Below are 14,043 nucleotides of genomic sequence, written 5' to 3' on the forward strand. Positions count from 1 at the left end.
TTTTATTTTCGATGTTCTCTCAAAATCATCACAAGCAATACAATTAATGGAACAATCATTCCTAAAATATAATATGTATTGATTTGTAAAATTGTTGGATAAAATAATATTGCAGATAATAATCCCACAATTGCTCCACCTAAATGCGCTGAATGCCCGATGTTCCCTAAATTAGTTTTCATTCCATAAACTGAATATCCTAAATATAAAATTCCGAAAATCCAGGCTGGAATTGGTAAAGCAAAAAATAATCTTAATTCCATTTCAGGAAAAGCTGCAATTGCAGCAAACAAAATTCCTGTTACTCCGCCTGAAGCTCCTACTGCCGAATAAAAAGTTTCTTTCTTATGAATTAACAACGACAATAGATTTCCGCCAATAACCGCTGCTAAAAAAACTAAAAGAAACATTCCGTAACCTACATTTAGTTTTGCATTCGAGAAGTCGCCTAACAAAAATCCTTCTGGACTCGCAAAAAATCCGATAACAGGATTTGCAAAAAAGTAAAGCGTTAACATATTGAATAACAAATGAGTGAAATCAACATGTAAAAATCCTGAACTTAAAATTCTATAGTATTCCTTATTATATAATATCGACCCAACTTGGAATTTATATTTTTCAAAAAAAGCTAAATCGTTAAAACCTTTCCAACTTACCAAAACATTTAGTCCAATAACGACTAATGCCACAATAGAGATGTCTCCCATTATTCTTCTATATTTTCTTCTTCATTATTATTCTCCTCGATTGCATCAAATAGCGTCGGCTGCGGCTCTTCTTCTGGTTCTTCCTCTTCTTCTGGCTCTTCGAAAGGAAGCGGTTCCAACACATTAATTTGTTTTAATTTATACGTTGTCAACTGATTTCCTTGCGCTTTAATTCCTTTAACAGTAATAAATTCTTCTAAATTTATCACTTCTGGTTCTTTTTCTAAACCTTTTACTTTCGGGAAAATCAACTCAATAACTGGTAAGTAATCGGTCGAAACAACTTTGATTGATGATTTACCATCTTCTAACGTATAAAAAGCTTGTGGAGAAAACGTATCTTCTAAAAGGAAACGTTTCACAAAATAACGATCTTTTTCTGCATCATAATACACGCAAGAAATCGGTTTTGCAGGTTTCCATTTCTCGATAATTTCTAAATCTTCGTCAAAACGATTACTCAAATCAAACGAAACCAATTTTGCTTCACCTTTTTTATTAATCGTTAAAATTTTATCATCACCTTTGAAAGAACCTAATAAAAGTCCCAATCCATCAGCATTTAGACGTTTTGTATCCGTATCAAACCAAATTTGACGAGGAGCTAAAGTCGAAACTCCTTCCTCTTTCAATTCTACTTTTTTGATTGGATATTTTGTTACTAAATTACCTTTTGATGCACGACCTTTAATCGCTAAATCAGCAAAATTAATATCGAATTTTAACTTTTTGATTCGTTGATGAGTTTTCAGAATAATTGATACAACTTCGGCTTCACCATTTGGATTCGCTGAAAAATACAACACTTCCGAACCTTTGTTACCAGCCGTTAAATCGTATTCTTTGTCTCGCGTAATTCCTGTTACAGCAAAACGTTTTTGATAAGCCGGACCATTTTTACCATCGCGATAAATCAAGTTATAGATAGTACGTTTATCATTTTTGTGCCAAATTCCGACATGAATAATTCCTTTTCCAACAAACGTTTTTGCATCAACTTTTGTCACAATCATCGAACCATCATGTTTGAAAACCACAATATCATCAATATCAGAACACTCGAATAAATACTCGTCTTTTTTCAATGAAGTTCCGATAAAACCTTCGTTTCTATCCACATAAAAACGTGTATTTGCAACGGCAACTTTAGTCGCATCAATCGTATCAAATGTTCTAATTTCTGTTTTACGTTCTTTTCCTTTTCCGTATTTTGTCTTTAGATTTTTGAAATAATCAATCGCGTAGTCAATCAAATTTGCTAAATGATGTTTTACATTTTCGATTTTATCTTCTAACGATTCTATGAATTGTTGCGCTTTATCTAAATCAAATTTAGAAATACGTTTGATTCGAATTTCTGTTAAACGTGTAATATCTTCTTCCGTAACTGGACGAACTAAATGCGCAATATGCGGTTTTAATCCTTTATCAATTGCAGAAATTACACCTTCCCATGTTTCTTCTTCTTCGATATCGTGATAAATTCTATTCTCGATAAAAATTCTTTCCAACGAAGAAAAATGCCATTGTTCCTGCAATTCATCTAACTCAATTTCTAATTCTTTTTTCAACAATTCAACTGTATTGTTTGTATTGTGAATTAAAATTTCAGAAACTGTTAAAAATTCAGGTGTTTGTTCATTAATCACACACGCATTTGGCGAAATAGAAATCTCGCAATCCGTGAATGCATACAATGCATCAATTGTTTTGTCTGGACTACTTCCTGGAACAAGATGAATTAAAATCTCAACTTCAGCCGCTGTATTATCTTCAATCTTTTTGATCTTGATTTTACCTTTATCATTGGCTTTCAAAACCGAATCAATCAAAGATCCTGTCGTTGTTCCGTAAGGAATTTCCGTAATTTTTAGCGTCGTTTTATCTTCTTGCAAAATCTTTGCACGAATGCGCACTTTACCTCCACGCAATCCATCATTATAATCGGAAACATCAACCAATCCAGAAGTTAAAAAATCTGGGAAAATTTGAAATTTCTTTCCTTTCAGATGTAAAATTGACGCATCAATTAACTCATTGAAATTATGCGGTAAAATCTTTGTTGACAAACCAACTGCAATTCCTTCAACTCCTTGTGCCAAAAGCAAAGGAAATTTGATTGGAAGATCGATTGGTTCTTTATTTCGACCATCATAAGAAGGTTGCCATTTTGTAGTTTTTGGATTATAGACAACTTCTAACGCAAATTTAGTCAATCGAGCTTCGATATAACGCGACGCAGCCGCTCGGTCACCAGTATAGATATTTCCCCAGTTTCCTTGCATATCGATCAACAATTCTTTTTGACCAATTTGAACCATTGCATCAGAAATCGCCATATCACCATGCGGGTGATATTTCATCGTATTTCCTACAATGTTCGCAACTTTGTTATATCGTCCGTCTTCCAACTCGCGCATTGAATGTAAAATTCTACGCTGAACTGGTTTCAAACCATCATAAATAGATGGAATTGCTCGTTCTAAAATTACATAAGAGGCATAGTCAAGAAACCATTCTTGGTACATACCAGAAACCTTCTTGATGCTCTCTTGATTGTCTTGCATCATGTTAAATAGCTACTTCTACATTGTTTTTGACCATACAATTAGACTCCACAATTTTGTCTAATTCAGTCAAAATAATATTAATATTTCGGTTAGAAATGAATGCTAAACGAAATTTGACTTTTGTTAAATTGGTAGGATTCTTTTTACTGTTAATATAAAAGACAACGTTTTTTGAAAGAATTCCTTTCTGAAAATCGTATTTGATCAATTTATACTTCGGTAAATCGATTTTGTTTGTTTTTGAATCTAAGAAGGATAAAAATCCAACATTCTTCGTTTCAAAAGTTATGGTTTCACCTTTTGTGTCCATCGCAAAAAATTGATTTCCGCTTTTATAGCTTACATATATTAGCAACGCTATAAAAATCGTAACAACATAAGGTGGTATTATGTGATATTTGTGCGGTAAAACACCTGTATACATAATAAGGTTTAGAATGATTAAAATAACGATGGCGAGATTCAGCATTTTGAATAACTGAATCACCTTTTTATTATTTTTCTTCATAATTTAAAATAGGTTTTAGGTTAAGATTGGTTTGGTTTTTATTTAATTTTTAATAGATTCTATGGCTAAATTGTTAATAATAAATTCTTGTCTTGTTGGTGTATTTTTTCCCATGTAAAATTCTAAAAGACTTTCGATGGTTTGATCTTTTCCGATCATTACAGGCTCTAAACGAATATCTTTTCCGATAAAATGCTTGAACTCGTCTGGCGAAATTTCACCTAATCCTTTGAATCGTGTAATTTCAGGATTTTTAACTTCTTCCAACGCTTTTATACGTTCAGGCTCAGAATAACAATAACGTGTTTCCTTTTTATTTCTCACACGAAAAAGTGGCGTTTGCAAAATATACAAATGACCTTCTTTGATCAGTTCTGGGAAAAATTGCAAGAAAAATGTAATAATCAACAAGCGAATATGCATTCCATCGACGTCAGCATCAGTTGCAATTACAACATTATTGTAACGTAAATCTTCTAATCCTTCTTCGATATTTAGCGCCGCTTGCAAAAGATTGAATTCTTCGTTTTCGTAAACGATTTTCTTTGTCAAACCGTACGAATTCAACGGCTTTCCTCTCAAACTAAACACCGCTTGCGTCTCTACACTTCTACTTTTGGTAATCGATCCACTTGCCGAATCTCCCTCGGTAATAAAAATAGTCGTATCTAAACGTAATTCAGCTTTCGGATCGTTATAATGTTGACGACAATCGCGCAATTTCTTGTTATGTAAACTAACTTTTTTCGCTCGATCACGCGCTAATTTTCGAATTCCAGAAAGTTCTTTTCGTTCCGTTTCCGATTGTTTAATCTTACGTTCTAATGCTTGCGCAACTTCTGTATTTTTGTGTAAAAAGTTATCAAGATTTGTTTTGATAAAATCATTAACAAACGTACGAACCGTTGTCATTCCTGGTCCAATTTCATTCGAACCAAGTTTAGTTTTCGTTTGCGATTCAAAAACGGGTTCAATTACTTTGATCGAAATTGCTCCAATAATTGATTTCCTAATATCCGCAGGATCGTAATTTTTGTTATAAAATTCGCGAACCGTTTTCACAACCGCTTCTTTAAAAGCTGTTAAATGCGTTCCTCCTTGCGTTGTATTTTGACCATTCACAAAAGAATAATACGTTTCCGAATATGATTTCGAGCTGTGCGTCATCGCAATTTCGATATCTTCACCTTTCAAATGGATGATATCATAAATCGTTTCTTCCTCGATATTATCTTTCAATAAATCTTTCAAACCATCTTTAGAAAAGAATTCTTCTCCATTAAAAATAATTTTCAATCCTGGATTTAAGTAAACATAGTTTTTCAACATTTTGTCTACATATTCTTTTCTGAATTTAAAATTCAAGAAAATCGATTTGTCTGGAACAAATGTAATTTTAGTTCCTTTTCGCAAAGATGTTTCTTTTTCATCTTCTTGACTGGCTAAAATCCCTTGCTCAAACTCTGCAATACGTGTTTTTCCATCTCGAATAGATTGCACTCGAAACGATGTTGACAACGCATTTACAGCTTTTGTACCAACACCATTTAAACCAACCGATTTTTTGAAAGCTTGTGAATCATATTTACCACCTGTATTCATCTTAGAAACGGCGTCAACCATTTTTCCAAGCGGAATTCCACGTCCATAATCACGAACCGTTACCTCATCTTCGCGCAGATTAATTTCGATTGTTTTCCCTGCACCCATCACAAATTCATCGATACAGTTATCTACAATCTCCTTCAACAAAATATAAATTCCATCATCTTGAGACGAACCATCTCCCAGCTTCCCAATATACATCCCAGGTCGCATGCGAATATGTTCGCGCCAATCAAGGGTTTTGATATTGTCTTCCGTATAATTTACTTGTTGATCTAATTCTGACATTTGAGTTGTTGAGTGTTAAACGAGTTTTACAAAAATAAGAAAAAAATTCCTAAAAATATTAAGGTTTATTGTTTTGATTTTGAGCAAAAACGACCTAATTTACCAATATGATAAAATCTAAACTACCCAATGTTTCGACAACCATTTTTTCGGTAATGAGTCAATTGGCAAATGAACATCAAGCGATTAATTTGGCGCAAGGTTTTCCAGACTTTAACGCAGATTCTGAATTAATTAGTCGTTTAAATTATTATTCAACACAAAATTACAATCAGTACGCGCCAATGACTGGCGTCGAAAAATTGCGTATGTTACTTTCAGAAAAATATTCTAATCTTTATCAATCTGATTACGATTTTCAGAATGAAATTAACATTACGAGTGGCGCAAGTCAAGCAATTTTTAATGTTATTTCTACATTAATTCATCCAAATGATGAAGTGATTATTTTTGAACCTGCTTACGATTTATATCAACCAACTATCGAATTATTTGGAGGAAAAATTGTTCCAATTCAGCTAAAATATCCTGAATATTCAATCGATTTTGAAGAATTGAAGCAAAAAATCAATGATAAAACGAAATTAATTATCGTTAATAATCCGAACAATCCAACAGGAAAAATTTTATCCGAAAATGATTTGAAACAATTTGAACAAATCCTAAAAGATTCAAATTGTTATTTGCTTGCAGATGAAGTTTATGAGCACATTACATTTGATGGAAAATCGCATCAAAGTTTTGCAAAATTAAAATCAGTAAAAGACAAGATTTTCATCGTAGGTTCTTTCGGAAAATTATTTCACATAACTGGTTGGAAAATCGGTTATATTTTAGCCGAAAAAGAATTGATGAAAGAGTTTAGAAAATGTCACCAATTCAATACTTTTTCTACGCATACACCATCACAATATGCAATTGCAGATTATTTAGAAAAACCTGATCATTACTTGCATTTGAATGATTTTTTTCAACAAAAAAGAGATTTATTTGTTAAAGGTTTAGCTTCAACAAATTTTGAAGTTTTGCCTTGCGAAGGAACTTATTTTGTAAGTGCAAATTATGCTAAAATAAGTGATTTATCTGATGATGAGTTTGCAAAACAGTTAACCATCAAAAATAAAGTTGCGACGATACCAATTTCAGCATTTTACCATGATAAAACAGATAACAAAGTAATTCGATTTTGTTTTGCTAAAAAGGATGAAACACTTTTAATGGCTTTAGAAAATTTGAAAAGTTTGTAGAAAAATAAAAGCTCAATCTTTCGATTGAGCTTTTTATATAGATATAATTTAAATCTTAAACATTAAACAAGAAATGCATGATATCACCATCTTGTACGATGTACGCTTTTCCTTCTACGTTTAATTTTCCTGCTTCACGACATTTAGATTCTGATCCGTATGTAATAAAATCCTCAAATTTGATTACCTCTGCACGAATAAATCCTTTTTCGAAATCTGTATGAATAACTCCAGCCGCTTGTGGTCCTGTAGAACCTTTTTTGATTGTCCAGGCACGAACTTCTTTTACACCTGCTGTGAAATAAGTTTCTAAATCTAACAGTGTGTAAGCAGAACGAATCAAACGATTAACGCCTGGCTCTTCTAATCCTAATTCTTCTAAGAAAATTTGACGTTCATCAAACGTTTCTAATTCATTGATATCAGCTTCAATTTGTGCCGCTAAAATCAACACTTCAGCATGCTCATCTTTTACAGCTTCTTTTACTTTTTCTACCCACTCGTTTCCGTCTTTTGCAGCAGATTCGTCTACATTACATAAGTACAAAACTGGTTTAGAAGTAATTAATTGTAACGAATCTACAATTTCTTGCTCTTTTTCGTCCAAATCCATCTCACGAACATTTTTCAACTCTTCTAAATGAGCGATTACAGCTGTTAAAACTTCTACAACTTTTTGTTCGTCTTTATTTCCCGCTTTTGCTGCTTTTTTAGATTTATCGATACGTTTTGTAACTGTATCCAAATCTTTCAATTGCAACTCAATATCAATTGTTTCTTTATCACGCAATGGATTAATAGAACCATCAACATGTGTAATATTTTCGTTTTCGAAACAACGTAAAACGTGAATAATTGCATTACACTCGCGGATATTTCCTAAAAATTGATTTCCTAAACCTTCTCCCTTACTTGCTCCTTTTACTAAACCAGCAATATCTACAATTTCTACAACCGCAGGCACAACGCGCTCTGGATTTACAATTGCTTCTAACTGATTTAGACGAGTATCTGGTACAGAAACTGTTCCTACATTTGGTTCAATTGTACAGAAAGGATAATTCGCCGATTGCGCCTTTGCATTCGACAAACAGTTAAATAAAGTAGATTTACCAACATTAGGCAATCCAACAATTCCACATTTCATATATGTTGTCTCTTTTTTTAATGATTGAATATTAGAACGATGTTCTAATAATTTTGTGCAAAGATAATGATTTCCATTAAATTTATTTAACCGAAGAAACTCTGTTCAATTTTATATTTAATACATTTCCAGAATATGATTTCATTTCACCATAAAAACAATCGCAAGTCGCATTATAAGTTAAATCATAATAATTAGAAGTTTTATCAAGATTTATTTTTCTGAATTTGAGTTGAGGAAAATTAAACACAACAGAATCTGTCACATCTTTTTCATAACCATCTTGAAAATCAAATTCTATTTTTAATTTTGATTTATTTCTTGAAACATCCATAACCGCATCACTCTTTGTCAAAGGAACTTCTACCACTTTCGATTTATAATCCAAAAAATCTTGTTTCCATTTTCCTTCAATTGTTTTTATATTATTGGATGCGCAACTCACAAGAAATAGCAAAAAGATAAATCCTAAAAAATGTTTCATAAGTGTTAATTTTTTATTGAAAATACAATTATTTATTTACATTTACTTAAATACTTATTACAATGAAATTAAAAGCCTTAATCGTAAGTTTTATGATTGCTTTCGCAGGAATCGTAAACGCGCAAACAGCAACAGAAATATTAACAAAAGCTCAAAATCAAGCGAAGGTTGAAAATAAAAATGTCTTTTTAATTTTTCATGCTTCTTGGTGCGGATGGTGTAAAAAGATGGAAAAAAATATGGACGATCCAGCTGTGAAACCATATTTTGATGCGAATTATGTCAAAACATTTATTACTGTACAAGAACGTGCAGAGAAGAAAAATTTAGAAACTCCTGGTGGAGATGCTATCAATGAGAAATTAGGAGGAAAAAATCAAGGTTTGCCTTTTTGGGTAATTTTAGATTCGACTGGAAAAGTTTTAGAAGATTCTCGCGTAAATGGAGAAAATCTTGGTGGTCCAGCTTCTGAAGAAGAAGTAAATCACTTGATTGCAAAACTTGAAAAAACAACGAAAAACGATAAAGTTGATCCAGAAAAAATCAAAGAAGTTTTTATCTTGAAAAAGAAATAATTCACAAAAAAATCCGCTCAATGGACGGATTTTTTTTTATTGTGTTAAAACATGAAAAGCTTCTTCCAAGTTTTTATATTGTCCTTTAAATTCTTCTATCGCTTGATCGGCTACAATTTTTCCTTTATTCAAGAGGATTACACGCGAACAAAGCGCTTCTACTTCTTGCATAATATGTGTCGAAAGTATCACCGTTTTTTCTTTTCCAATTTCTTTAATTACCTCTCTAATTTCAATAATTTGATTTGGATCCAAACCATTTGTAGGCTCATCTAAAATTAAAATTTCTGGGCTAGAAATAATCGCTTGCGCCAATCCAACACGCTGTTTATATCCTTTAGATAATTGATGAATTTTCTTATGTTTTTCTGGTGATAAACCTACTTTTTCAATGACTTCATCAATTTTTGATTTAGGCACATTTCGAATATTTGTTACAAATTCCAAATACTCTCTTACATACATATCCATGTACAATGGATTATTTTCTTGCAAAAATCCAATCAACTTTTTCGATTCAATTGGTTGCGTCGAAACATTAAAATCATTCACAGAAATTTCACCAGAATCTGCATTTATTGCATTGGTAATACTTTTCATCAATGTCGATTTTCCTGCTCCATTTGGTCCAAGTAAACCAACAACTTCGCCATTATTTATAGAAAACGAAACTTTGTCTAAAGCCATCTGTTCACCGTATTTTTTTACTAAATCTGTAATGATTATTCCCATTTGATGAAAAATTTTCGATAAAATTAGCAAAAAAGATTTGGATAACTGAAAAATTATTTTTTAGATTTGTAAAACAATTAGAAAAACGAAATGGCAACATTCAATTATTTTAACGCATTCTTTTTTTACTTTTTTGGATATTATCCAGGAGAGCAGGGACTGCGTTGTCAAAATTGATTGTTAACATTCATAATAAGATAATATAAAGTCCCGCAATTTGTGGGACTTTTTTTGTGGAAAAAAATGAAAGAAAGAGTTGCAATACAAGGTTACATTGGTTCATATCATCACGAAGCTGCCAATAATTATTTAGGAAATGACATCGAAATTGTAGAATGCGACACATTCAAAACTTTAGCAAAGTCGCTTGCAAAGGGAAAAGTTGAAAAAGCAATCATGGCAATTGAAAACACAATTGCTGGGGCAATTTTACCAAACTATGCATTGCTAACGAAATATAATTTGAAAGTTGTTGGAGAAATTTATTTATCAATTCAACATCAATTGATGGTAAAAAAAGGACAAACTTTAGATGATATAAAAGAAGTTCGTTCGCACCAAATGGCATTGTTACAATGTGATAAGTTCCTTGAAAAACATCCAACATGGCGCGTTGTAAATGATATCGACACTGCATTAACAGCCAAAGATATTATTGAGCAAGATTTGAATGATGTTGCTGCAATTGCCTCAAGAAAAGCGGCAGAAGTATATGGATTAGACATTTTAGCTTCAAGTATTCAGACGTTTCAAGATAATTTTACTCGCTTTTTTGTATTGCAACGCGAGCACAACGATTACGAAGATTTCAATAAAGTTTCGATGCGTTTTTCTGTTCCACATAAAGCTGGTGCTTTAGTAGATGTATTAAATCAAATTGCAGAATGTGGAATAAATATGGACAAAATACAATCTGTTCCGATTATTGAAAAACCTTGGGAATACTCTTTCCATATTGACATTACGTTCGAGCAAAAAGAACAATATTATGAATTGCTTGGAAAAATTGCAAGAAAGTTAACGGATTTAGAAATATTAGGCGAATATAAACTGGGGAAAAAATGATAGCAGAAGCCCAACGATTACAAAGTGTTCAAGAATATTATTTCTCGAAAAAATTACAAGAAATAGCGAACATGAAAACCGACATTCCAATCATTTCATTAGGAATTGGAAGTCCAGATTTACAACCTCATCCAGATGTGATCGAGGAATTAATCAAAAGCTCACAAAGCGGAATCAATGGTTATCAAAGTTATCGTGGAATTCCAGAGATGCGCGAAGCAATGGCAAGTTTTTATAAAAATATGTTTGATGTAGACGCCAATCCTTCAACAGAAATTTTACCATTAATGGGCTCTAAAGAAGGAATTATGCACATTTCGATGGCATTTTTGAATGAAGGTGATAAAGTTTTAATTCCAAATCCAGGTTATCCAACCTATTCATCTGTTACAGAATTAGTGCAAGCAGAACCTTTATTCTACGATTTGAAAAATGAAAATGATTGGCTTCCAGATTTTGATCAGTTAGAAAAATTAGCCGAGCAAAAACCAAAAATTATGTGGCTCAATTATCCACATATGCCAACCGGAGCCAAAGCCCCAAAAGACGTTCTTAGAAAATTAGTAGAGTTTGCAACTCGTCACAATATCTTAATCGTAAATGATAATCCGTATAGTTTTATTTTGAACGATGAACCGACAAGCATCTTAGGAATTGAAGGTGCAAAAGATGTTTGTATCGAACTGAATTCATTAAGCAAAACCTTTAACATTGCAGGTTGGCGAGTAGGAATGGTGATTGGAAAAGAAAGTTTTATTAATTCTATTCTAAAAGTAAAGTCAAATATGGATTCGGGAATGAATTTTGCGATACAAAAAGCCGCGACAAAAGCTCTTTTAGTTGATGATTCTTGGTACGATGAATTAACAAAAATTTACGCAGAAAGACGAAGAATCATTTGGGAAATCGCTGATATTTTAAATGTAAAATATAATCCCAATGCAGCAGGAATGTTTATTTGGGCGAAGCTTCCAGAAGGAAAAGATGATAAAAAATTTATTGATGAAATTTTATACAATAAAAAAGTATTTATTACACCAGGAAGTATTTTCGGAAGCAATGGTGAAGGATTTATAAGATTTTCACTTTGCGCACCTGTCGAGAAGTTGATTGAAGTAAAGAGAAGATTAGAAGCATGAAAATAATTTCAGTAATCGGTTTAGGATTAATCGGAGGTTCTTTTGCTTTAGCATTAAAAAAAGTTGGTGTTGCCGAAAAAATAATCGGTGTTGATCAAAATATTGAACATCAAATTCAAGCTTTAGAATTAGGAATTGTGGATGAAATCGCTCCTTTGAATGAAGCACTTTCTCAATCAGATTTAGTAGTGATTGCGGTTCCAATTAATTCAATTCAAAAAGTTTTACCAGAGATTTTAGATCAAATTAATGATAAAACGATTGTAATGGACATGGGATCAACAAAAGCTGGAATTTGTAAAAAAGTTTTAAGTCATCCCAAAAGAAAACAATTTGTTGCCACACACCCAATCGCAGGAACGGAAAATTCTGGACCAAAAGCTGCTTTTCCTGAGTTGTTTTTAAACAAAGTTGCGATTTTGTGTGATATTGAAGAAAGCGAAAAAGAAGCAGTAAAAAAAGTAAGAAAAATTTATCAATCGCTCTGGATGAATGTTAAAACAATGACTTCGGAAGCGCATGATGCGCACATTGCGTACGTTTCTCATCTTTCGCACATTACATCTTTCGCTTTAGGACAAACAGTTTTGGAAGAAGAAAAGAATGAAGATGCAATTTTTGACATGGCTGGATCTGGTTTCGAATCTACGGTTCGTTTAGCAAAAAGTTCTCCTGATATGTGGACACCAATTTTGATTCAGAATCGAGAAAATTTACTCAATGCTATTGATGCTTATCAAACACAAATTTCGAAAATCAGAAAAATGATCGAAGAAAAAGACGCCGAAGATATTCATCAATATTTAAAAAACACAAACGACATACGTCGAATATTAAATAAATAATTACTCTCAAATAAAATAAATATTAAATCTTAAATTTGTAAATGTTATGGAAAACAATAACTGGATAAAAGAATACGATAAACCAATGATCATCGCTGGACCTTGTAGTGCAGAAAGTGAAAAACAAATGATGACAATCGCTGAAGATTTGGACAAAGATTATGTGCAAGTTTTCCGTGCGGGAATTTGGAAGCCTCGTACTAAACCAAATTGTTTCGAAGGAGTTGGTGCAATCGGATTAAACTGGTTGAAAAAAGTAAAAGACGAATTCGGAATGAAAATCGCAACTGAAATCGCCAATGCAAATCACGCAAAATTAGCGTTAGAATATGATGTTGACGTTTTATGGATTGGTGCTCGTTCTACGGTAAACCCTTTTACAGTACAAGAAATTGCTGAAGCTTTACGTGATACAGACAAAACAGTTTTGGTTAAAAATCCTGTAAATCCAGATTTAGATTTATGGATTGGTGCTTTGGAGCGTTTAGAAGGTCAAGGAATCAAAAACTTAGGTGCTATTCACCGTGGTTTTTCAACGTACAAAAAGACAAAATACCGTAACAATCCACAATGGCAAATTGCATTAGATTTCAAAAACAAATTACCAAACGTGCCAATTATTTGTGACCCATCACACATTTGCGGAAACAGAACAGGATTATTTGATGTTGCACAGCAAGCTTTCAACTTTGAATACAATGGATTGATGATCGAAACACACAATAATCCTGATGAAGCTTGGTCTGATGCAGCTCAACAAGTAACACCAGCTCGTTTATTAGAAATCTTAAAAGATTTAGAAATTCGTGTTTCTGATGATCCAGATGCAATTTACAAAACTGGAATTCAGAATTTACGTCATCAAATTGATGAATTAGATAACTCTATTTTAGATGCAATTGCTCAACGTATGAAAGTTGCAAACTCTATCGGAGAATTGAAAAAAGAACATAATGTGGCAGTTTTTCAGCCAGATCGTTGGAAACAAATCAAAGATAATTCTGTAAAAGCAGGAGTTTCTTTAGGTTTATCTGAAGATTTTGTTGACAAATTATTGCAAGCAATTCACCAAGAATCTGTTGCGCAACAAAACCAAATTATGGTAAAAAAAGAAGAAAAAATTTAAAC

The 14,043-nt window shown here is 32.5% G+C and carries 13 protein-coding genes; 6 read left to right on the forward strand and 7 right to left on the reverse strand.

The annotated features are described in order from the left end of the window. Nucleotides 1-2 precede the first annotated feature (2 nt). The 4 genes from B4L98_RS06990 to B4L98_RS07005 are packed head-to-tail and all read right to left on the reverse strand — an operon-like array spanning nucleotide 3 to nucleotide 5,681. Nucleotides 3-710, reverse strand: coding sequence for a rhomboid family intramembrane serine protease (locus B4L98_RS06990; RefSeq protein ID WP_291077880.1), 708 nt, complete (start codon nucleotides 708-710; stop codon nucleotides 3-5). Then, entirely contained in the window at nucleotides 710-3,277 is a 2,568-nt protein-coding gene (locus B4L98_RS06995) for a DNA gyrase/topoisomerase IV subunit A (protein ID WP_291077882.1), read from the reverse strand. The genes B4L98_RS06990 and B4L98_RS06995 overlap by 1 nt, the downstream gene beginning before the upstream one ends. Before the next feature lie 4 nt (nucleotides 3,278-3,281). Next, complete coding sequence (locus B4L98_RS07000; protein WP_291077884.1) at nucleotides 3,282-3,788, reverse strand: hypothetical protein; 507 nt, start codon at nucleotides 3,786-3,788, stop codon at nucleotides 3,282-3,284. A gap of 42 nt (nucleotides 3,789-3,830) precedes the next feature. Then, nucleotides 3,831-5,681 carry a DNA topoisomerase IV subunit B gene (locus B4L98_RS07005; RefSeq protein WP_038334963.1) on the reverse strand — a complete coding sequence of 617 codons (1,851 nt, stop codon included), beginning with the start codon at nucleotides 5,679-5,681 and terminating at the stop codon, nucleotides 3,831-3,833. Between the two features lie 107 nt (nucleotides 5,682-5,788). On the opposite strand from B4L98_RS07005, the gene B4L98_RS07010 reads away from it, so the two are divergent. Further along, the gene (locus B4L98_RS07010) at nucleotides 5,789-6,928 is read left to right on the forward strand and encodes a methionine aminotransferase (RefSeq protein WP_291077886.1); all 1,140 of its coding nucleotides are present in this window, start codon (nucleotides 5,789-5,791) and stop codon (nucleotides 6,926-6,928) included. A 55-nt stretch (nucleotides 6,929-6,983) separates the two neighbouring features. Here the strand turns inward: B4L98_RS07010 and ychF are convergent, their stop codons facing one another. Together ychF and B4L98_RS07020 are read right to left on the reverse strand one after the other, a co-directional pair. Continuing rightward, nucleotides 6,984-8,075: a redox-regulated ATPase YchF gene (gene ychF / locus B4L98_RS07015; RefSeq protein WP_125348936.1), complete on the reverse strand. Its 1,092-nt coding sequence runs from the start codon at nucleotides 8,073-8,075 to the stop codon at nucleotides 6,984-6,986. A gap of 82 nt (nucleotides 8,076-8,157) precedes the next feature. After that, nucleotides 8,158-8,559 carry a hypothetical protein gene (locus B4L98_RS07020; RefSeq protein WP_219034023.1) on the reverse strand — a complete coding sequence of 134 codons (402 nt, stop codon included), beginning with the start codon at nucleotides 8,557-8,559 and terminating at the stop codon, nucleotides 8,158-8,160. Between the two features lie 62 nt (nucleotides 8,560-8,621). Here B4L98_RS07020 and B4L98_RS07025 point away from each other — a divergent pair, with 62 nt between their 5' ends. Beyond that, nucleotides 8,622-9,134 (forward strand): thioredoxin family protein, encoded by a 513-nt coding sequence (locus B4L98_RS07025; protein WP_286494948.1) that lies wholly within the window; start codon nucleotides 8,622-8,624, stop codon nucleotides 9,132-9,134. Nucleotides 9,135-9,170: 36 nt separating this feature from the next. Here B4L98_RS07025 and B4L98_RS07030 read toward each other — a convergent pair whose 3' ends face one another. Further along, nucleotides 9,171-9,866 carry an ATP-binding cassette domain-containing protein gene (locus B4L98_RS07030; protein WP_219034021.1) on the reverse strand — a complete coding sequence of 232 codons (696 nt, stop codon included), beginning with the start codon at nucleotides 9,864-9,866 and terminating at the stop codon, nucleotides 9,171-9,173. A gap of 243 nt (nucleotides 9,867-10,109) precedes the next feature. Here B4L98_RS07030 and B4L98_RS07035 point away from each other — a divergent pair, with 243 nt between their 5' ends. The 4 genes from B4L98_RS07035 to B4L98_RS07050 are packed head-to-tail and all read left to right on the forward strand — an operon-like array spanning nucleotide 10,110 to nucleotide 14,041. After that, nucleotides 10,110-10,931 (forward strand): prephenate dehydratase, encoded by an 822-nt coding sequence (locus B4L98_RS07035; RefSeq protein WP_219034020.1) that lies wholly within the window; start codon nucleotides 10,110-10,112, stop codon nucleotides 10,929-10,931. Further along, nucleotides 10,928-12,070: a pyridoxal phosphate-dependent aminotransferase gene (locus B4L98_RS07040; protein ID WP_291059783.1), complete on the forward strand. Its 1,143-nt coding sequence runs from the start codon at nucleotides 10,928-10,930 to the stop codon at nucleotides 12,068-12,070. Before B4L98_RS07035 ends, B4L98_RS07040 begins: the two co-directional genes overlap by 4 nt. After that, nucleotides 12,067-12,915 (forward strand): prephenate dehydrogenase, encoded by an 849-nt coding sequence (locus B4L98_RS07045; protein WP_286494950.1) that lies wholly within the window; start codon nucleotides 12,067-12,069, stop codon nucleotides 12,913-12,915. The genes B4L98_RS07040 and B4L98_RS07045 overlap by 4 nt, the downstream gene beginning before the upstream one ends. 46 nt (nucleotides 12,916-12,961) lie before the next feature. Continuing rightward, nucleotides 12,962-14,041 carry a bifunctional 3-deoxy-7-phosphoheptulonate synthase/chorismate mutase type II gene (locus tag B4L98_RS07050; protein ID WP_115002148.1) on the forward strand — a complete coding sequence of 360 codons (1,080 nt, stop codon included), beginning with the start codon at nucleotides 12,962-12,964 and terminating at the stop codon, nucleotides 14,039-14,041. Nucleotides 14,042-14,043 lie beyond the last annotated feature (2 nt).

The sequence above is a fragment of the Empedobacter sp. UBA5528 genome (assembly GCF_002426075.1).
Classification (GTDB): Bacteria; Bacteroidota; Bacteroidia; order Flavobacteriales; family Weeksellaceae; genus Empedobacter; species Empedobacter falsenii_B.